Source organism: Streptomyces sp. NBC_01433, assembly GCF_026340105.1.
GTDB lineage: Bacteria > Actinomycetota > Actinomycetes > Streptomycetales > Streptomycetaceae > Streptomyces.
This window is the reverse complement of record NZ_JAPEPM010000001.1, coordinates 455,573-475,071: the sequence shown is the minus strand read 5'-3', so window position 1 is coordinate 475,071 and position 19,499 is coordinate 455,573. Positions and strand designations below refer to the sequence as shown.

Annotated in this window: 16 protein-coding genes; 15 read left to right on the top strand and 1 reads right to left on the bottom strand. The window is 71.6% G+C overall.

Features of this window, described 5'->3' with window-relative positions; all coding sequences use genetic code 11:
• Nucleotides 1-5: 5 nt before the first annotated feature.
• Nucleotides 6-350 carry a DUF427 domain-containing protein gene (locus OG413_RS02015; protein WP_266802596.1) on the bottom strand — a complete coding sequence of 115 codons (345 nt, stop codon included), beginning with the start codon at nt 348-350 and terminating at the stop codon, nt 6-8.
• Nucleotides 351-445: 95 nt separating this feature from the next.
• Here OG413_RS02015 and OG413_RS02010 point away from each other — a divergent pair, with 95 nt between their 5' ends.
• The 15 genes from OG413_RS02010 (at nt 446) to OG413_RS01940 (ending at nt 19,423) form a co-directional block, all read left to right on the top strand.
• Nucleotides 446-985 (top strand): TIGR00730 family Rossman fold protein, encoded by a 540-nt coding sequence (locus OG413_RS02010; RefSeq protein ID WP_266802594.1) that lies wholly within the window; start codon nt 446-448, stop codon nt 983-985.
• 46 nt (nt 986-1,031) lie between these two features.
• Nucleotides 1,032-1,721 (top strand): SDR family oxidoreductase, encoded by a 690-nt coding sequence (locus tag OG413_RS02005; protein ID WP_266802592.1) that lies wholly within the window; start codon nt 1,032-1,034, stop codon nt 1,719-1,721.
• Between the two features lie 35 nt (nt 1,722-1,756).
• The gene (locus tag OG413_RS02000; RefSeq protein ID WP_266802590.1) at nt 1,757-2,782 is read left to right on the top strand and encodes a methionine synthase; all 1,026 of its coding nucleotides are present in this window, start codon (nt 1,757-1,759) and stop codon (nt 2,780-2,782) included.
• A 32-nt stretch (nt 2,783-2,814) separates the two neighbouring features.
• Nucleotides 2,815-5,010 (top strand): NAD-dependent DNA ligase LigA, encoded by a 2,196-nt coding sequence (gene ligA, locus OG413_RS01995; RefSeq protein ID WP_266809822.1) that lies wholly within the window; start codon nt 2,815-2,817, stop codon nt 5,008-5,010.
• Between the two features lie 477 nt (nt 5,011-5,487).
• Nucleotides 5,488-7,695 carry a bifunctional diguanylate cyclase/phosphodiesterase gene (locus OG413_RS01990; RefSeq protein WP_266809821.1) on the top strand — a complete coding sequence of 736 codons (2,208 nt, stop codon included), beginning with the start codon at nt 5,488-5,490 and terminating at the stop codon, nt 7,693-7,695.
• A gap of 184 nt (nt 7,696-7,879) precedes the next feature.
• Nucleotides 7,880-8,176: an Asp-tRNA(Asn)/Glu-tRNA(Gln) amidotransferase subunit GatC gene (gene gatC, locus OG413_RS01985; RefSeq protein WP_003966094.1), complete on the top strand. Its 297-nt coding sequence runs from the start codon at nt 7,880-7,882 to the stop codon at nt 8,174-8,176.
• Nucleotides 8,177-8,181: 5 nt separating this feature from the next.
• Nucleotides 8,182-9,684, top strand: coding sequence for an Asp-tRNA(Asn)/Glu-tRNA(Gln) amidotransferase subunit GatA (gene gatA / locus OG413_RS01980; protein WP_266802588.1), 1,503 nt, complete (start codon nt 8,182-8,184; stop codon nt 9,682-9,684).
• The gene (locus OG413_RS01975; protein WP_266802586.1) at nt 9,681-9,920 is read left to right on the top strand and encodes a hypothetical protein; all 240 of its coding nucleotides are present in this window, start codon (nt 9,681-9,683) and stop codon (nt 9,918-9,920) included. Before gatA ends, OG413_RS01975 begins: the two co-directional genes overlap by 4 nt.
• 16 nt (nt 9,921-9,936) lie before the next feature.
• Nucleotides 9,937-11,445 carry an Asp-tRNA(Asn)/Glu-tRNA(Gln) amidotransferase subunit GatB gene (gene gatB / locus OG413_RS01970; RefSeq protein ID WP_266802584.1) on the top strand — a complete coding sequence of 503 codons (1,509 nt, stop codon included), beginning with the start codon at nt 9,937-9,939 and terminating at the stop codon, nt 11,443-11,445.
• 130 nt (nt 11,446-11,575) lie between these two features.
• Complete coding sequence (locus OG413_RS01965; protein ID WP_266809819.1) at nt 11,576-12,820, top strand: SLC13 family permease; 1,245 nt, start codon at nt 11,576-11,578, stop codon at nt 12,818-12,820.
• 151 nt (nt 12,821-12,971) lie between these two features.
• Entirely contained in the window at nt 12,972-15,083 is a 2,112-nt protein-coding gene (locus OG413_RS01960) for a phosphocholine-specific phospholipase C (protein ID WP_266802582.1), read from the top strand.
• A 303-nt stretch (nt 15,084-15,386) separates the two neighbouring features.
• Nucleotides 15,387-17,606, top strand: a complete 2,220-nt coding sequence (locus OG413_RS01955; protein WP_266802580.1) for an MMPL family transporter — start codon at nt 15,387-15,389, stop codon at nt 17,604-17,606.
• 127 nt (nt 17,607-17,733) lie between these two features.
• Nucleotides 17,734-18,288 (top strand): GNAT family N-acetyltransferase, encoded by a 555-nt coding sequence (locus OG413_RS01950; protein WP_266802578.1) that lies wholly within the window; start codon nt 17,734-17,736, stop codon nt 18,286-18,288.
• A 61-nt stretch (nt 18,289-18,349) separates the two neighbouring features.
• Entirely contained in the window at nt 18,350-19,009 is a 660-nt protein-coding gene (locus tag OG413_RS01945) for a hypothetical protein (RefSeq protein ID WP_266802576.1), read from the top strand.
• 240 nt (nt 19,010-19,249) lie between these two features.
• The gene (locus OG413_RS01940) at nt 19,250-19,423 is read left to right on the top strand and encodes a hypothetical protein (RefSeq protein ID WP_266802574.1); all 174 of its coding nucleotides are present in this window, start codon (nt 19,250-19,252) and stop codon (nt 19,421-19,423) included.
• Nucleotides 19,424-19,499: the final 76 nt, after the last annotated feature.

Below are 19,499 nucleotides of genomic sequence, written 5' to 3'. Positions count from 1 at the left end.
TTGTCTCAGGCCGCGTCCCCGGTCACGGTCTCGGTCTCGTAGAAGCAGAAGTGGTCCTTGATCGCGGCGACTTCGGGCTTCGGGTCCGGGTAGGCCCAGACGAGATCGGCGGCACCCGGTACCGACCAGTAGGAGGCGTCGCCCTTGAACGGGCAGTGGGTGCTGGTGTCCGAAGCCGTGAGCAGTTCGGTGCGGACGTCCTCGGGCGGCAGGTAGTAGCGGACCGGGCAGCCGGTCTCGCGCAGCACGAGCGGGCGGCGGCTCTCGGCCAGTACCCGCCCGTCGCGCACCGCCCGGACATGCTCGGAGCCGGGCTCGACGGTGATGCGGTGTCCTGTGAGGGAAGTCATGTCAGGTACAGCGGTACGGCGGCCCGGATTCTTCCCGTGTCCGGAACGGATCGGCCGCGGACCGCGCTGTCCGAGGCGGGTCGTACGGTGGCTTCATGAACATCTGCGTCTTTCTCTCCGCCGCCGACCTCGACGACCGCTACACCGTGCCCGCCAGGGAGTTCGCCGAACTGCTGGGCAGGGGCGGTCACACCCTGGTCTGGGGCGGTTCGGAGAGCGGCCTGATGAAGGTGGTGGCCGACGGGGTCCAGGAGACGGGCGGGCGGCTGGTCGGGGTGTCGGTGGACTTCCTCGCCGACAGGGCCAGGACGAACGCCGACGAGATGGTGATCGCGCGTGATCTGGCCGAGCGCAAGGCGCTGCTCCTGGCGAAGGCCGACGCGGTCGTGATCATGGTCGGGGGGACCGGGACGCTCGACGAGGCCACGGAGATCCTGGAGCTCAAGAAGCACGGCAAGCACGCCAAGCCGGTCGTCCTGCTGAACACGGCGGGCTTCTACGACGGGCTGCGCCAGCAGTTCCAGCGCATGGAGGACGAGGGCTTCCTGCCGCTGCCCCTCACCGACCTGGTCTTCTTCGCCAAGGACGCGGTCGGCGCGCTCGCCCACCTGGAGGAGTCCGCCGGACATCAGTGACCGGGCCGCCCCGGTGCGCCGGGCCCGGTGATGGGATCATCGGTACATGTCTACCCACCTCATCACCGGTGCCGGTTCCGGCATCGGAGCAGCCGTCGCCCGCCGCCTTCTGGAGCGCGGTGACGAGATCGTGCTGCTGGCCCGGGACGCGGGCCGCGCCAAGGAGCTCGCGGACCTGTACCCCGGTGCCCGTACGCTCGTCGGCGACCTCGGCAACCCCGACCGGCTCTCCTGGGCGTTCGGGCAGCAGACGATGCCCGAACGGCTCGACTCGCTGCTCCACGTCGCGGGAGTCGTCGAGCTCGGCCGCGTCGGCGAGCTGACCCCCAAGGCATGGCACTTCCAGCTCAACGCCAACCTCGTCGCCCCCGCCGAGATCACCCGCCTCATGCTGCCGCAGCTGCGCGTCGCCCACGGCCACGTGATCTTCGTGAACTCGGGCGCCGGGCTCCAGGCGCACGCCGAGTGGGGCGCGTACGCCGCGAGCAAGCACGGCCTCAAGGCCCTCGCCGACTCGCTGCGCCACGAGGAGCACGGCAACGGGGTCCGGGTCACCTCCGTCTACCCCGGACGCACCGCCAGCCCCATGCAGGCCAAGGTCCACCAGCAGGAGGGCAAGGAGTACGACCCCGCCAAGTGGATCGACCCCGAGTCGATGGCCACCACGATCCTGATGGCACTCGACCTCCCGCGCGACGCCGAGGTCAACGACCTCACCGTCCGCCCCGGCCGCTGACCTCGCCGGTCCGCTCCCACCCGTAGGCTTCCCGGGTGAGCGAGAAGAGCAAGTTCAGCGGGTGCCCGGCGACCGGGATCGGCTCTATGCCCGGGGGAGACGCACGGGAGGCGGCCAGGACCGTCACCGGTTCCTTCGCCGACGGTCAGGGCATGCCGTATCTGGCGGAACTGCCCGCCCGCGGTCCGGGCGCGGACATGATCGGGCGGACCATCGGGCTGCTCGTCGAGATGTACGGCCACGTCGAACCGAGCGGCTGGCGGATCAGCGACCGGCCGGGCCGTGACACCAGGAGGGCCCGGTCCTGGCTCGGCGAGGACCTCGACGCCCTGGAGGAGTTCACCCAGGGGTACGAGGGGCTGCTCAAGGTCCAGGCCGTGGGCCCGTGGAGCCTGGCCGCCGCCCTGGAGCTGCGGGGCGGCGAGGCCATGCTCGGCGACCCCGGCGCCTGCCGCGACCTGGCCGGTTCGCTGGCCGAGGGGCTGCGCGCGCACCTCGCCGAGGTACGCCGCAGGATGCCGGGCGCACAGATCGTGCTCCAGCTCGACGAGCCGTCCCTGACCGCCGTACTCCTGGGGCGGGTCAGATCGGCGAGCGGCTACCGCACCTACCGGGCCGTGGACCGCCAGGTCGTCGAGGCGACCCTGCGCGACGTGCTCGCCGTGAACGGGGACGGGGCCACGGTCGTCCACTCCTGCGCACCCGAGGTGCCGTTCGCGCTGCTGCGCAGGGCCGGTGCCGACGGGATCTCGTTCGACTTCTCCCTGCTCACCGAGCGTGAGGAGGAGACGATCGGGGAAGCGGTCGAGGGCGGCACCCAACTGTTCCTCGGTGTGCTGCCCGGCACCGATGCGGCCTCGGCCGGATTGTCGGACCCGGGCGGTAGCGTCATGGGTGTCAGGACGCTGTGGAGCAGGTTGGGGCTGAATCCGGGGACTCTCACCGAGTCCGTCGTGATCACTCCGTCGTGCGGGCTCGCGGGGGCATCGCCCACGTACGCGCGCGCCGTGCTCGCCCACTGCGCCAGGGCGGCGAGATCGCTCGCGGACAACCCTGAGTGATGGGGACGACGGGCTAACGGGAGGACGGGATGATGGCCGGCGAACACCGGGCAGAGCAGTCGGGCACGGTTCCGGCGCAGGCGCAGGAGGAGCACGCGCGGCTCTCCGAACAGATCGAGGAGCACCGCTTCCGGTATTACGTGAACGACCAGCCGGTCGTCAGCGACGCCGAGTTCGACCGGCTGCTGCGCGCGCTGGAGGGCCTGGAGGACCAGTACCCCTCGCTGCGTACGCCGGACTCCCCGACCCAGAAGGTCGCCGGCCCGTACCGCACGGAGTTCACGTCCGTCGAGCACCGCGAGCGCATGCTCTCCCTGGACAACGCCTTCGACGACGCGGAGCTGGCGACCTGGGCCGAGCGCGTGGCCAAGGACGTCGGCACCACGGACTACCACCTCCTGTGCGAGCTCAAGGTCGACGGACTCGCCGTCAACCTCACGTACGAGCACGGCCTGCTCACCCGCGCGGCGACCCGCGGCGACGGCCGCACCGGCGAGGACATCACCCCCAACGTCCGGACCATCGCCGAGATCCCGCACCGGCTGAAGGGGGAGCGGATCCCGGCCCTCGTCGAGATCCGGGGCGAGGTCTTCTTCCCGATGGACGCCTTCGAGGAGCTGAACGCCCGGCTGGTCGCGGCCGAGGACAAGCCCTTCGCCAACCCGCGCAACGCGGCGGCGGGCTCACTGCGGCAGAAGGACCCCAGAGTCACCGCGACCCGCCCGCTGCACATGGTGGTGCACGGCATCGGCGCCCGCGAGGGCTTCGACATCGACCGCCTGTCGCACGCCTACGAGCTGCTGCGCGAATGGGGACTGCCCACGGCCGGGCACAACAAGGTCGTGGACTCACTCGACGGCGTACGGGAGTTCATCGCGTACTTCGGGGAGAACCGGCACTCCGTGGAGCACGAGATCGACGGTGTCGTCGTCAAGCTCGACGAGATCCCGCTCCAGGGCCGGCTGGGCTCCACCTCGCGCGCACCGCGCTGGGCGATCGCCTGGAAGTACGCGCCGGAGGAGGTCAACACCAAGCTGGTCAACATCCGCGTCGGCGTCGGACGCACCGGCAGAGTCACCCCGTACGCCCAGGTCGAACCGGTCGAAGTGGCGGGCTCGGAGGTCGAGTTCGCCACCCTGCACAATCAGAACGTGGTCCGGGCGAAGGGCGTCCTGATCGGCGACACGGTGGTGATCCGCAAGGCGGGCGAGGTCATCCCGGAGATCCTCGGCCCGGTCGTCGATCTCCGCGACGGCACGGAGAAGCCGTTCGTGATGCCCGACGTCTGCCCCGAGTGCGGCACGGAACTGCGCGCCATGAAGGAGGCCGACATCGACCTCCGCTGCCCCAACGCGCGCTCCTGCCCGGCCCAGTTGCGGGAGCGGATCTTCTACCTCGCCGGCCGCAAGAGCCTGGACATCGACCACTTCGGGTACGTCGCCGCCGCGGCCCTGACCAAGCCGCTGGAGCCCGCCGAGCCGCCGCTGCTGGACGAGGGCGACCTCTTCGGGCTGACCGTCGATCAGCTGCTGCCCATCCGGGCCTATGTCCTCGACCAGGACAGCGGACTGCCCAAGCGCGACCCGAAGACCGGCGAGGAGAAGATCGCTACGGTCTTCGCCAACCAGCAGGGCGAGCCGAAGAAGAACGCCCTCGCGATGCTGGAGGGCATCGCCGCGGCGAAAAAGGCCCCGCTGGCCAGGATCCTGACGGGGCTCTCGATCCGTCATGTCGGCCCGGTGGCCGCAGCGGAGCTGGCCCGTCAGTTCCGTTCCATCGACCGGATCGACGAGGCGACCGAGGAGGAGCTGGCCGCCGCCGACGGGGTCGGCCAGATCATCGCCGAGTCGGTCAAGCGCTGGTTCGCGGAGGACTGGCACCGCGAGATCCTGCGCAAATGGCGGGAGGCCGGGGTCCGCATGGAGGACGAGGGGGCGGGTCAGGACGAAGGGCCGCGCCCGCTCGAAGGACTCACCGTCGTCGTCACCGGCACGCTGACCACGTACACCAGGGACGGCGCGAAAGAGGCGTTGCAGAGCCAGGGCGCGAAGGTCACCGGATCGGTGTCGAAGAAGACCGCCTTCGTGGTGGTGGGCGACAACCCCGGCTCCAAGTACGACAAGGCGATGCAGCTGAAGGTGCCCGTGCTGGACGAGGACGGCTTCGCCGTGCTGCTCGCGCGGGGGCCGGACGCGGCGGCGGAGGCGGCCCTGCCCGTCGCGGAGTAGCGGCACGGGCGGCGGGACGCGGCCCCGCCCGTCGAGGAACGGCGGTGCTCCCCGGCCGGGGACATCTCGTTTCCGGGCGCGATCGAGACATCTTCGAGATGTCTTCGAGACAACGCCCAGGCGTGGCGCCGGATCAGGGGGGAAGAAACGGGCCAGAGGGGGCGAGAGGGGCCCGCGAGGCCCGAATGGCCGACCACGGCCACCCGTTCGGCGCATAGCAGAAGGTGACGGGTGGTCGGTTCGCATTCGGGCAAGAGCTGTAGAGCGCTGCCCGTGGAAGCCTTTCGCGGCCTACTGTTGAGACGTGCGCCTGCCGTGCGCGGTCTCCCGGTGGGAGGCCGCGGTGGCATGAGAGCGGGGGCCGTCGGCCCCGCCGGCTGTGAGAGGGACGGAATGAAACCGACCGAGAGCGCCGCACCTGTGGCGCGGCTGCAAGGTTTCGTCGGCTTCACACCCAAAGTGGGTGCCGTTGTCGTGATGATCGCCACGCTCCAGCTGGCGACCGGTCTCTACCTGACGGTGCGCGAGGGCGACGCGCTGTTCCCGGACGGCTCCGTGGGCTGGTCGCTCGCCCTGCTCACCGGAATCATCGTCGGCCACCTGGTCGCGCTGGGGCGCGACCGGTGGTGGGGCGGCACCGGCTCCGGGGCCGCCCTCACCCTCGCCGTGCTGCTGCTCTACGGCTGGGTGCCCGCGGGCCTGGTCAGCACCGTCGTCGTGGTCCTCGTCGGGATGGCCAGACGCCACCGCTGGTGGCAGGGGCTGCTGCACGGCGCGGTCGACATCCTGGGCATCGGGGCCGCCGCCCTCGTCCTGGCCGCCTTCGGCGAGGTCCCGACCGTCGCGACCCCCTGGCAGCCACTCGACTGGGGCATCGAAGCCGTTCCGGAAGTGCTCCTGGCGGCCTCCACATATCTTCTCGTCACCCGGGTCCTGCTGTGGTACGCGCGGGCACCCCAGGGCGGCGGGCTGCCGACCATCGCCCGCACGGCGCTGCTGCGCCAGGGGCTCGTCGCCGTCGCCCTGCTCGGCATCGCGCCGCTGATCTGCGTCGTCGCGACGGTCATGCCCGTACTGCTGCCGCTCTTCGCGGTTCCGCTGATCGCCCTGGACTCCACGCTCTGGATCGCCCGCGCGCGGGCGGAGGAGCAGTTGCGGGACCCGCTGACCGGGCTGCCCAACCGGCAGTGGCTGCTGGAGCGGACCTGGTCGGCGCTGGCGGACGCCGAGAGCGTGGGCACCAGGTCCGCGCTGGTCCTGATAGACCTCGACCGCTTCCGCGCCGTCAACGACACCCTCGGCCACCTGGCGGGGGACCGGCTGCTGTTGCAGATAGCGGAACGGCTTCGGCTCGCCCTGCCGCGCGGCGCGGAGGCGGCCCGCCTCGGCGGCGACGAGTTCGCCGTACTGCTGCCCCAGGCCGACTCCACCACCAGCGCCCAGCGGGTCGCCCGCCACCTGGTCGCGGAACTCTCCTCGCCGCTCGACCTCGACGGCCTCACGTTGGTGCTGGAGGCGAGTGCCGGGGTCGCCGTCTACCCCGACCACGCGCTGGACGCCGAAGGGCTGCTCAGGCGCGCGGACGTGGCCATGTACCAGGCCAAGCGGGACCGTACGGGCGTCGAGGTGTACGAGTCGAAGCGGGACAGCAACACGCCGGACCGGCTCGGTCTGCTCGGCGATCTGCGGCGCGCGCTGGACGCGGGCGAGGTGGAGCTCCACTACCAGCCCAAGGTCCGCTTCGACGGCCAGGTCGCCGGTCTCGAAGCCCTGGTGCGCTGGGTGCACCCGGAGCGCGGTCGGGTCCCCCCGGACGAGTTCATCGCGATCGCGGAGTCGTCCGGCCTGATGCCGCACCTCACGGAGTACGTCCTGGAGACGGCGCTGGCACAGGTCGCCAGGTGGCGGGCGCAGGGGCTGTTCGTCCCCGTCGCGGTCAATGTCTCCCCGCGCGACGTCCACACTCCGGGCTTCGCGGGCAGCGTCGCGGCCAGGCTGGCCCGGCACGGGGTGCCGGCCGGTGCCCTTCAGCTGGAGATAACGGAGCACGTGCTGCTGGAGGACCCGCAGCGCGCCGCCGACACGCTCGCCGGGCTGACCGGGCACGGCGTGAAGATGTCCCTCGACGACTTCGGCACCGGCTACTCCTCCCTGGTCCATCTGCGCAAGCTGCCGGTCAGCGAGCTCAAGATCGACCGGTCGTTCGTCGCCCGGCTGGCCATCGATCACGAGGACGCGGAGATCGTCCGCTGCACGATCGACCTGGCCCACTCGCTCGGCCTGCTCGTCGTCGCCGAGGGTGTCGAGGACGACGAGACCTGGGAGCGGCTGCGGGATCTGCGGTGCGACGCGGTGCAGGGCTGGCTGGTCGCCGCCGCGATGCCGCCGCAGGAGGCGACGGCCTGGCTGCGGGCGCGCGGCGAGCACGGCTGGCGACGGCCGGCGGAGCTGGCGGCAGCAGCCGCGGCAGCGGCGGCCGCCGCTGCCGGCGCGGCGGTGAACAGCGCGGTGGCGAACGGAGCGGTGGTGAACGGCGCGGTGAACGGAGCGGTGGCGAACGGCGCGGCGGTGAATGGAGCCGCGGTGAATGGAGCCGCGGTGAACGGGGTGGCGGTGAACGGGGTGGCCGACGTGGAGCAGCGGCCGTCCGGCCGCGCCGTGAACTCGGGCCCGGCCACGGCCTGAGCGGGCGGGGCGAGGCGGGCGGTCCGTCCGCGGTCTCCACGCTGGCCCGGGCCGCCGACGTGGTCCGGGCCGCCGACGTGGTCCGGCGTGATCGGGCCGGGTGAAGGGGCCGGTGGGGAACCGGGCTGCGGGCGACCCCATAGGATTGGGCCAAAACCACACACCAACCCCTGAGGATCGCTGCATGCCTGGCATCACGCGCGAGGAGGTCGCCCACCTCGCCCGGCTGGCGCGTCTGGAGCTGAAGGGCGAAGAGCTCGATCACTTCGCCGGTCAGCTCGACGACATCATCGGCGCGGTCGCCCGCGTCTCCGAGGTCGCCGACCAAGACGTACCGCCGACCTCCCACCCGCTGCCGCTGACCAACGTCATGCGGGCGGACGAGGTCCGTCCGTCGCTCACCCCCGCGCAGGCGCTCTCCGGCGCCCCTGCCCAGGAGCAGCAGCGTTTCAAGGTGCCGCAGATCCTGGGGGAGGACTAACAGCCATGACGGACATCAGCACCATTATCAAGCTCACCGCCGCCGAGACCGCCGCGAAGATCGCTTCCGGCGAGCTCACGGCCGTCGAGGTCACCGAGGCCCACCTGGCCCGGATCGACGCGATCGACGAGAAGGTCCACGCCTTCCTGCACGTCGACCGGGAGGGCGCGCTCACGCAGGCCCGTGCCGTCGACGCGAAGAGGGCCGCGGGCGAGAAGCTCGGCCCGCTGGCCGGCGTACCGCTCGCGCTGAAGGACATCTTCACGACCAAGGACATGCCGACCACCGTCGGCTCCAAGATCCTTGAGGGCTGGGTCCCGCCGTACGACGCGACCCTGACGCAGCGGCTCAGGGCCGCCGATGTCGTCATCCTCGGCAAGACCAACATGGACGAGTTCGCCATGGGGTCCTCCACCGAGAACAGCGCCTACGGCCCGACCGGCAACCCGTGGGACCTCACCCGCGTCCCGGGCGGCTCGGGCGGCGGCTCCGCCGCGGCGCTCGCCTCGTTCGAGGCCCCGCTCGCCATCGGCACGGACACCGGCGGCTCCATCCGCCAGCCCGCCGCCGTCACCGGCACCGTCGGCGTCAAGCCCACCTACGGCGGCGTCTCGCGCTACGGCATGGTCGCCTTCTCGTCCTCCCTCGACCAGGGCGGGCCCTGCGCCCGTACGGTCCTGGACGCGGCCCTGCTGCACGAGGCGATCGCCGGGCACGACCCGCTCGACTCGACGTCCATCGACGCCCCGGTCCCGCCGGTCGTCGAGGCCGCCCGCAACGGCTCCGTACAGGGCATGCGGGTCGGCGTCGTCAAGCAGTTCTCGGGCGAGGGCTACCAGGCCGGTGTCGTCCAGCGCTTCAACGAGTCGGTCGAGCTGCTGAAGTCGCTCGGCGCCACGATCGTCGAGCTGGACTGCCCGTCCTTCGACCTGGCCCTCTCGGCGTACTACCTGATCGCGCCGTCCGAGTGCTCGTCGAACCTGGCCCGCTTCGACGCCATGCGCTACGGCCTGCGGGTCGGCGACGACGGCACGAAGTCCGCCGAGGAGGTCACCGCGCTCACCCGTGAGGCCGGCTTCGGCGACGAGGTCAAGCGCCGCGTCATCCTCGGTACGTACGCGCTCAGCTCCGGCTACTACGACGCGTACTACGGCTCGGCCCAGAAGGTCCGTACCCTCATCACCCGGGACTTCGAGAAGGCGTTCGAACAGGTGGACGTCATCGTCTCCCCGACGACGCCCACCACCGCCTTCCCGATCGGCGAGCGCGCCGACGACCCGATGGCGATGTACCTCGCGGACCTGTGCACCATCCCGACCAACCTCGCGGGCAACTCCGCCATGTCGCTGCCCTGCGGCCTGGCCCCCGAGGACGGTCTGCCGGTCGGGCTGCAGATCATCGCCCCCGCCATGAAGGACGACCGTCTGTACAAGGTCGGAGCCGCCGTCGAGGCCGCCTTCGTGGAAAAGTGGGGGCACCCGCTGCTGGAGGAGGCTCCGTCACTGTGAGCGCACTGACCAAGGCCAAGGGCTTCAAGAAGTCCAAGACCGGTACGTACCTGTCCATCGGCACCACCGCTTTCGGCGCGCTCAGCGTCATCAAGCAGGCCAAGAAGGCCCGCTTCGAAGGCGACACGCTCCGGCTGCTCGACGCTGTCGTCTCCGCCGCCGCGATCGCCACCGGTGTCGCCCTGCTGCTGCGCGAGCTGAAGCGCATCGGCGACGACGACGTCCTGCTGGGCTGAGAGGGAAAGTTTCACCGTGACTGTCACTGACCTGGTGTCGTACGAGGACGCGCTCGCGTCCTACGACCCCGTCATGGGCCTCGAAGTCCATGTCGAGCTCGGCACCAAGACCAAGATGTTCTGCGGCTGCTCCACGGAGCTGAAGCAGGACGCCAACTCGCAGACCTGCCCGGTCTGCCTCGGACTGCCCGGCGCGCTGCCGGTCGTCAACGAGATCGGCGTCGAGTCCGCCATCAAGATCGGTCTCGCGCTGAACTGCGAGATCGCCGAGTGGTGCCGCTTCGCCCGGAAGAACTACTTCTATCCGGACATGCCGAAGAACTTCCAGACCTCCCAGTACGACGAGCCGATCGCCTTCAACGGCTATCTGGACGTCCAGCTGGAGGACGGCGAGATCTTCCGCGTGCAGATCGAGCGCGCCCACATGGAGGAGGACACCGGCAAGTCGACGCACGTCGGCGGCGCCACCGGCCGTATCCACGGCGCGTCCCACTCCCTGCTGGACTACAACCGCGCGGGCATCCCGCTCATCGAGATCGTCACCAAGCCGATCGAGGGCGCGGGCGCGCGGGCACCCGAGGTCGCCAAGGCGTACGTCGCCGAGCTGCGCGAGCTCATCAAGGCGCTCGGCGTGTCGGAAGTCCGGATGGAAATGGGCCAGATGCGCTGCGACGTGAACCTGTCGCTGCGCCCGCACGGCATCGAGAAGTTCGGTACGCGCTCCGAGACGAAGAACGTGAACTCGCTGCGTTCCGTCGAGCGTGCCGCCCGCTTCGAGATCCAGCGGCACGCCGCCGTACTGAACTCCGGCGGCACGATCGTGCAGGAGACCCGGCACTTCCACGAGGAGGACGGCTCCACCACGGCCGGCCGCATCAAGGACAACGCCGAGGACTACCGCTACTTCCCGGAGCCCGACCTGGTGCCGGTCGCGCCGGCCCGCGAGTGGGTCGAGGAGCTCGGCAGGAGCCTGCCCGAGCTGCCGCGGCTGCGCCGCGCGCGGCTGAAGGAGCAGTGGGGCGTCTCCGAGCACGACATGCAGTCCATCCTCAACGCGGGCGCGGTCGACCTGATCGTGGCCACGACGGACGCGGGCGCCCCCTCGGACCAGGCCCGCAAGTGGTGGATGGGCGAGCTGGCCCGTAACGCCAACGAGACCGGCCGCGGCCTCGACGAGCTCCCCATCACCCCGGTGCAGGTCGCCAGGGTGGCCGAGCTCGTCACCTCGGGCGACCTCAACGACAAGCTGGCACGCCAGGTCATCGAGGGTGTCCTCGCGGGCGAGGGCGACCCGGACACCGTCGTCGAGAAGCGCGGCCTGAAGGTCGTCTCCGACGAGGGCGCGCTGGGTACGGCCGTGGACGAGGCCATCGCCGCCAACGCGGCCATCGCGGACAAGATCCGCGGCGGCAAGGTCGCGGCGGCGGGCGCGCTCGTCGGCGCGGTCATGAAGGCCACCCGAGGCCAGGCGGACGCGGCCCGCGTGCGCGAGCTGATCCTGGAGAAGCTCGGCGTCGAGGGCTGATCCCGGAGAAGCTCGGCGTCGAGGGCCGAGCCCGTCTCGTACGTCCTCGTAGGGGCGGTGCACCCGTGATGCGGGTGCACCGCCCCTTTCTCCCCGCTCGGAGACTCCGCTGAACACCGTCACCACCGGAATCCTCTCCGTCGCGCTGCTCCTCGCGGTGCTGGCGTTCGCCGTCCTGCGCCCCAGAGGGCTGCCGGAGGCGACCGTGGCCGTCCCCGCCGCGGTGCTGGTGGTCGTGGTCGGCGCGGTGCCGCTCGACGGGGCCCGGGACCGGATCGACAGCATGCTGCCGGTCGTCGGGTTCCTCGCCGCCATCCTGGTCCTGGCCCAGCTCTGCGCCGACGAGGGACTGTTCACCGCGGCCGGGGACCTGGTGGCCCGCGCCTGCGGGGGCCGGACCGGGCCGCTCCTGGGCGGGGTCTTCGCCGTCGCCGCGCTGATCACCGCCGTCCTCAGCCTGGACGCGACGGTGGTCCTGCTCACCCCGGTCGTCCTCGCGACGGCCGCCCGCGTCGGCGCCCGCCCCCGCCCGTACGTCTACGCCTGCGCGCACCTCGCCAACTCGGCGTCCCTGCTGCTCCCGGTCTCCAACCTGACCAATCTGCTGGCGTTCACCGCGAGTGGGCTCTCCTTCACCCGGTTCGCGGCGCTGATGGCTCTGCCGTGGCTGGCCGCCATCGCCGTCGAGTACGTGGTCTTCCGCCGCGCCTTCGCCGCGGACCTGGCGGCCGGGGCGCATCCGCCGGAACCGCTGCCGGAGCGGGAGCGGACCCACGTTCCCGTGTTCACGCTGGTCGTGCTCGCGCTCACCCTGGCCGGTTTCGTCGTCACCTCGTTCGCGGGCGCGGAACCGCTGTGGGCGGCGCTGGCCGGTGCGGCGGTGCTCGCGGTACGGGCGCTGGGGCGGCGCAGGACGACGGTCAAGGGACTCGTGCGGGCCGCCAACCCGCTGTTCTGCCTGTTCGTCCTGGCGCTGGGCGTCGTGGTCGAGGCCGTCGTCGACCACGGGCTCGGCACCGGCATCGGCGCGCTGCTGCCGGACGGCTCCTCGCTGCCCGATCTGCTCGTGGTCGCCGCGGTGGCCGCCGTGCTGGCCAACCTGATCAACAACCTGCCCGCGATCCTGGCGCTGCTCCCGGTCGTCGCGGCGGCCGGTCCCGGACCGTTGCTGGCCGCGCTGATCGGGGTGAACCTCGGCCCGAACCTCACGTACGTCGGCTCGCTCGCGACGCTGCTGTGGCGCCGCATCCTGCACGCGCACGGCGAGGAGCCGGAGCTCGGCCACTTCACCCGGCTCGGGCTGGTGACCGTACCGGCGACGCTGGTCGTGTCGACGGTCGCGCTGTGGGGCGCGCTGCGGCTCATCGGGGTGTGAGGGACGACGGCAGGGCCGGTTCGCGGGGGGTGCCGCTTGGACTTTCGGTGACCACCTGTTGGACGTTCACCGCCATGCCGTGCAACGGCCTTCCCGCAGCCACTTGGCTTGACTAACTTCCCCGCCGTACCACCGGAATCGGGAGGCTCACTTGACCACGGACATTTCACGACGGCGGCTCTTCGCGCTCGGCGGCGGCGCGCTCGGCGCCGCGGCGGCGGGATCGTTCCTGCCACCGTCGCTCCAGGCCGCGATGGCCGCACAGCCCGCCGCCTCGGGGGCCGGTCGTGACGGTCTGGGCGCCATCAAGCACGTGGTGATCCTGATGCAGGAGAACCGTTCCTTCGATCACTACTTCGGGACGCTGCGCGGGGTGCGGGGCTTCGGTGACCGCAACGCGATCGAACTCCCCTCGGGCAAAGCCGTCTTCGAGCAGCCGGGCCCGCTGGGCACCACCGTGCTGCCGTTCCCGGTGCGCGGGGCCGCCGAGACCCAGAAGAAGGACCTCCAGTACATCGGGGCCCTCGACCACTCCTGGAGCGGTGGCTCCAAGGCCTGGGCCGGGGGCTGGATGAACGGCTGGATCACCGCGAAGACGGCCGCCACGATGGCGTACTACGACCGCCGCGACATCCCGCTGCACTACGAACTCGCCGACACCTTCACGGTCTGCGACGCCTACCACTCCTCGATCCACACCTCGACCAGCCCCAACCGCAACCACCTGTGGAGCGGGAAGACGGGCAACGAGCCGAACGGCAAGCGGGCCGTCGGCAACGACGCGTACAACGAGGGCACCCACCCCGGCTACGACTGGAGCACCTACGCGGAGCGGCTGGAAAAGGCCGGGCGCAGCTGGAAGACGTACACGGAGTGGGAGAACTTCACCGACAACCAGATCGAGTTCTTCGCCACCTTCAAGGCCGTCGCCCGCAAGGCACTGGCGAAGACCGGCGGACACACGTACATGGAGTCCTTCTACGCCGCCGTCCGCGACACGGACGACGCGGGGGAGCGGGAGCGGCTGCTGGGGCTCCTGGAGGAGGGCGTCGCCACGCTGACGAAGTCCGAGCGCAGCCTCTTCGAGCGGGCGCTGCGCCGGGTCGAGACCGGCACCCTGGCCGATGAGTTCGCCAAGGACGTGGCGGCCGGGACGCTGCCCGAGGTCTCCTACCTGGTGCCCTCGGCCCTCGACTCCGAGCACCCGAGCGTCTCCTCGCCGGTGCACAGCGCCACGATCGTCTACAAGGTCCTCGACGCGCTCGGCAAGCACCCCGATGTGTGGCGGCACACCGCCGTACTCATCAACTACGACGAGAACGACGGCTTCTTCGACCACGTACCGCCGCCGGTCGCCCCTCCCGAGGTGGCCGAGGAGCAGTGGGAGGGCAAGCCCACCGGCCTCGGGGTACGGGTGCCGCTGCTGGTCGTCTCGCCGTGGACGGTGGGCGGATACGTCTGCTCCGAGGTCTTCGACCACACCTCCGTGATCCGCTTCCTGGAGCGCTGGACGGGCGTGCGGGAGCCGAACATCAGCGACTGGCGGCGCCAGGTCACCGGCGATCTCACCTCGGCCTTCGACTTCAAGAAGGCCCGGCGGCAGCCGAAGGTGGCGCACCCCGCCGCCATTCCGCCGTTGAGCGGCCGCTGGCAGCCGAAGCCGCCGGCCGTCCAGCACCTGCCCGTGCAGGAGCGGGGCGCACGCCCGGCCAGGCCCCTGCCGTACCAGCCCGACGCCCAGGCGCGGCGGGTGGACGGGCAGCTGCGGGTGGCACTCAGCAACAGCGGCCGGTCCTCCGCGCACTTCGCGCTGTACCCGTACGCGGGGGAGTTCACCGCCCCGCAGCATCGCGATGTAAGGAGCACCGCGCAATGGACGGTGCCCCTTACCGGTAAGGGCTACCGGTTCACGGTCACCGGGCCGAACGGCTTCCGGCGGGAGTTCGAGGGAGCGGCCGACGGCGCAGCCGAGGTCGCGTCCCGGATCGACGCGCACGAGCGCGACCTGCACCTCACCCTGCGCAACACCGGCAGGCGGACCCTGACGTTCACCGTCCGGCCGCTGGCGTACGTCGACGAGGACGATCTGCGGGACTGGACCCGCACGGTCAAGGTCAAGCCGGGACGGAGCCGTACGGTCGTGCACTCGGCGTCCGACGCCCGCGGCTGGTACGACCTCGCCGTGACCGCCGAGGGGGAGGCCACCTTCCGGCGCCGTCTGATGGGGCACATCGAGAACGGCAGGGCGAGCGTCTCCGGCTGACCGGGGGAGGGGACGCGGGCCGGGGCGCGGGCCGGGGCCTCGGGGGTGGGCACCGGAGAGCAGCGCCCCCGAGGTCCCGGAGCGCTCCGGAGGCCCCGGAGCGTTCGGGGGCGCGCCCCAGAGGTCTCGGCAGTGGGTGACGGTGGCATGTAGGGGCGAGATCAAGCCATGTGACCATGGCCACGAAAGGGGCAAAGGATCACAGTTGGCTGTCAGAGTGACGGTTCTCAGGTCCTGTGACGTTTACCGGAAGTTCCCACTATCTCCGGATAAGGGTCCACGAGCCCGCAGGGAGCCCGTCCGTTGGCCGCCATCGCCCGCTGGTGCATCAGGCACCGCCTCGTCGCCGTCCTCATCTGGCTGTTCGCCCTCGGCGGCGCGGCGACCGCGGCGGGCTTCGCGGGTTCCGCGTACTCGAACGACTACGAGGTGCCGGGCACCGAATCCGGCCGGGCCACCGAACTCCTGCGAAACGGCTTCACGGACCTCGGCGGGGACACCGACACCGTCGTCTGGCACACCAACGGCTCCACCGTCCTCGCCGCCGACGTCGAGCAGACGATGACCCGGACCCTGCACGCGATCGAGGAACTGCCCGGCATCGGCGACGTCACCGGCCCGTACGGTGCCGCCGGGACCGGGCAGATCAGCGCGGACGGCCGCACCGCGTACGCCACGGTCACCTTCGACCACCAGGCCGACGACATCCCGAAGGAACAGGCGCAGGCGCTCGTCGACACCGCGAAGGCGGCCGGGAGCGACGGGCTGCGGGTCGAGCTGGGCGGCACCGCCGTCGCCCTCACCGAAGCCCCCGCCCTCCACCTCAGCGAGGCCATCGGGGTGGTCGTCGCCGCGGTCGTCCTCTTCCTCGCCTTCGGCTCGCTCGCGGCCAGCATGCTGCCCATCGCCACCGCGCTCGTCTCCGTCGGCACCGCCTACGCGGGCATCGTGCTGCTCGGCCATGTGATGACCGTCGCCGACTTCGCGCCGATGCTGGGCATGCTGATCGGGCTCGGTGTCGGCATCGACTACGCGCTGTTCATCGTCACCCGGCACCGCAGAGGGCTGCGACAGGGGATGACGGTCGCCGACGCGGCGCGGAACGCCGTCACCACGACCGGGCGCGCGGTCGTGTTCGCCGGGGCCACGGTCTGTATCGCCCTGCTCGGCATGCTGGTCCTGCGGCTCGGCTTCCTCAACGGCGTCGCGATCGCCGCCTCGCTCACCGTCGTACTGACCGTGGCCGCTTCGGTGACCCTGCTGCCCGCGCTGCTCTCCTTCATCGGGATGCGGGCACTGAGCCGGCGCCAACGCGCGGAGCTCGCCGAGCGGGGACCGCGGCCCGAACCGCCCACCGGCTTCGCCGCCCGCTGGTCCGCGTTCGTCGAACGGCACCCCAAGCTGCTGGGGGCGATCGCCGCCGCGGTGATGCTGGTCCTCGCCCTGCCCACCTTCGGACTCCACCTGGGCACCTCCGACCAGGGCAACAACCCCACCTCCTCCACCACCCGGCAGGCGTACGACCTGCTGGCCGACGGCTTCGGGCCCGGCGTCAACGGGCCGCTGACGATCGCCGCTCAGCTCGACGGCGCCGACGACCGGCTCGCCCTCGACAGCCTGCCCGCCACGTTGCGGGACACCGAGGGCGTCGCGGCGGTCGGACCCGTCACGTACAACAGCGGTGGCGACACGGCGTTCCTCACCGTGGTCCCCACGTCGGCACCGCAGTCGAAGCAGACCAGCGAGCTGGTCGACCGGCTCCGCACCGACGTCCTGCCGCCGGTGCGGGACGGCACCTCGCTGCGGGCCCATGTGGGAGGGGTGACGGCGAGTTACGACGACTTCGCCGAGATCATCATCGGCAAGCTGCCGCTCTTCGTCGGTGTCGTCATCGCGCTCGGCTGTCTGCTGCTGCTTCTCGCCTTCCGCTCCATCGGCATCCCGCTGAAGGCCGCCGTGATGAACGTGGCGGCCGTGGCCTCCTCGTTCGGGGTCGTCGTCGCGATCTTCCAGTGGGGATGGGGGAGCGAACTGCTGGGACTCGGCAGCGCGGGCCCGGTCGAGCCCTTCCTTCCGGTGATCATGGTCTCGGTGCTCTTCGGCCTCTCGATGGACTACCAGGTCTTCCTGGTGGGGCGGATGTACGAGGAGTGGCTGGAGACCGGGGACAACCGACGGGCGGTCCGGGTCGGCCTCGCCGAGACCGGCCGGGTGATCAACTCCGCCGCGGTGATCATGATCTCGGTCTTCCTCGCCTTCGTGCTCAGCGGCGACCGGGTCATCGCGATGTTCGGCATCGCCCTGGCCGCCGCCGTCGCCCTGGACGCCTTCGTCCTGCGCACCCTGCTGGTGCCCGCCCTGATGCACCTGCTGGGCGGGGCGAACTGGTGGCTGCCCGCCCGGCTGGAGCGGTGGCTGCCGCGGATCAGCATCGAGCCGCCGGACTGCCGCGTACCGCGTGCGAAAATCCCGGGGACGCGCGTGAACGAGGAGACCGGACCGCTCGAACAGCGCGTTCGCTGAGACACCGGCAGTGACAGCGCGAGCCGCTCCCCGAGCCGCTCCCCGGGGAGCGGCGTGGGAAGCAGCGTCTGCCACAGCACGGACACAGCACGGATACAGCGCGAGAAGCCGTACGAGAAGGAGCACGATGTTCGCCATAGCCCTGGGTGACGACGGAGCCGAACTGCGCCCCCTGGAGGTCTGGCGGGCGCCGGAGTTCCTGGCCCATATGGACCGGGCGCGGGACCTGGTCGACCCCTGGATCCCGTTCGCCGCGGGCGCCACGGACCTCACATCGGCGCGGGCCCTGCTCCAGCGGTACGCGGACAAGCAGGCGGCGGACACGGGGCGGCTGTACGGCATCTGGCTGGACGGCACGCTCGTCGGCGGCGTCCTGTTCCGGATCTTCGACGCGGCGGCCGGCAACTGCGAGGTGGGCTGCTGGCTGGAGCCCGCCGGGCAGGGCCGCGGCCTGATCACCCGCGCGATGCGGCCCCTGATCGACTGGGCGGTCGACGAGCGCGGGATGCACCGTGTGGAGTGGGACGCCTCCGCCGCCAACACCCGCAGCATCGCCGTGGCGAAGCGGCTCGGCATGACGCGTGAGGCGGTGCTGCGCGAGAACTACCTGTACCGGGGGACGCGGCACGACTCGGAGATCTGGTCCGTTCTGGCACCGGAATGGCGGGCGCGGCGGGGCTGACGGACGGGTCGGCGCCGGAACGTTAAGAAGGTTCTCATCCGGGCCCCCTAGCGTGCGGCGAATGAATACCACCCCCTCCAAGACCTCCACCGCTCCCGCCGTCGACGACGACCGCGAGGAGAAGACGGCCGCCGCGGACGCGGGCGCCGAGCAGGACGCCCCGGTCACGGCCGATGACCGGGACAAGGCGGCGGACGACGGTACGGCCGCGGACGACGACACGGCCGAGGCCGCGGACCGGGCGGCGGACGACGAGTCGGACCTGGACGACGAGGACCTGGAGCCCGACGCGTTCGCCGAGGCCTCCCGCGGCGTCGGAGTGGGCGCCGCGGCCGTCGTCGCCGCCGGACTCGGCATCGTCTCCCTGACCGGCGCCTGGACCGGCCGCGTCGCCGCCGAACGCGAGACCCTGATCGGCCAGATCAGCACGTCCGGCGGCGGCAGCGCGGCCCAGCAGATCTCCGAGATCTACGGGGACGCCTGGCACACCACCGCCTTCGTCAACGGCCTGTTCGCGGTGCTCGCCCTGCTCGTCGGCCTCTTCGTCCTCGTACGCCCCGCCTTCGGCGCCCCCGCCGACCGCCCGCAGCCCGGCTGGATCCGTGCCGTGGCGCTGGCCGGTGTCGCCCTCGGCGTAATCGGCGTGCTGATCTCGGCGGGCATGTACTTCGACCTGTTCGTCTCCCTGCCCAGCGCGGGCGCCCCGACCAGCGGCGGCTGAGCCGGCCCACGAGGTCCTGCGGGTGCGGGGCGGTCCGGGCGCGTACGGCGTCCGGGCCGCCCCGCGCGCGTATCCCTAAGGCATCCTTCCCCGCGTCTAGGGCGTCCCGCCCCGCGGAGATGCGGCACTCGCCCGATGCGGCGGCACCCCCGGCGGACGACAGTGGAGACACGGCGCGAACGGAGCACCGGCCGACCGGCCGGTCCCCGCCCGCCACCTGTCGTCACCGGGGAGAAGCACATGTACGACTACGAGCTGCACCAGGTCAACGCCGCCGAACTGATCCGCCGGGCCGACGCCCAGCGCACCGTCCGCCAGGCCGTGCTCGCCCGCCGGGCCGCCCGTCGTTCCGGGCGCGAGGATCCCGAGGGGCGGGTGAGCACGGACCAGGACCGCTTCGCGCACGCCGCCTAGGCCGGGCCCGGCGATGGACGCTCCGGGCGCGGTCGTCACGGGGGTGGCGGTACGGGAGGTGGCGGTACCGGGCGAG